The sequence below is a fragment of the Pseudoalteromonas sp. Z1A6 genome (assembly GCF_011378745.1).
Lineage (GTDB): Bacteria > Pseudomonadota > Gammaproteobacteria > Enterobacterales > Alteromonadaceae > Pseudoalteromonas > Pseudoalteromonas arctica.
In genome coordinates this window covers 9,365-9,803 of sequence record NZ_WTKW01000057.1, presented here as the reverse complement: position 1 = coordinate 9,803, position 439 = coordinate 9,365, and the positions used below count along the sequence as shown (strand labels likewise).

Genomic DNA, 439 nt, shown 5'->3' with positions numbered 1-439 from the left:
CTGTCACGCCGGGGGTCGCGGGTTCGAGTCCCGTCCACTCCGCCAACTATTTAAACAATGTTATATTACAAAATTTGTATGCTGGAGTGGTAGTTCAGTTGGTTAGAATACCGGCCTGTCACGCCGGGGGTCGCGGGTTCGAGTCCCGTCCACTCCGCCAACAAATTAAGTAATAACAAGTATAATGATATCTCTGCGGAGTGGTAGTTCAGTTGGTTAGAATACCGGCCTGTCACGCCGGGGGTCGCGGGTTCGAGTCCCGTCCACTCCGCCATTTGATATCATGATTAAAATTAGTAAGTGCATTACCCCATGCACATACCACTGCGGAGTGGTAGTTCAGTTGGTTAGAATACCGGCCTGTCACGCCGGGGGTCGCGGGTTCGAGTCCCGTCCACTCCGCCACTTGTTATTTCCTCAATAATAAATTTATGTTTAA

Annotated in this window: 3 tRNA genes; all 3 read left to right on the top strand. The window is 50.3% G+C overall.

What is annotated here, in order from left to right:
* The first annotated feature begins 83 nt into the window (after nt 1-83).
* The 3 genes from GQR46_RS05720 (at nt 84) to GQR46_RS05710 (ending at nt 405) form a co-directional block, all read left to right on the top strand.
* Nucleotides 84-160 (top strand) — tRNA-Asp (locus GQR46_RS05720).
* A 37-nt stretch (nt 161-197) separates the two neighbouring features.
* Nucleotides 198-274, top strand: a tRNA-Asp gene (locus GQR46_RS05715).
* Between the two features lie 54 nt (nt 275-328).
* Nucleotides 329-405: transfer RNA gene (locus GQR46_RS05710), tRNA-Asp, on the top strand.
* The last annotated feature ends 34 nt before the right edge of the window (nt 406-439 follow it).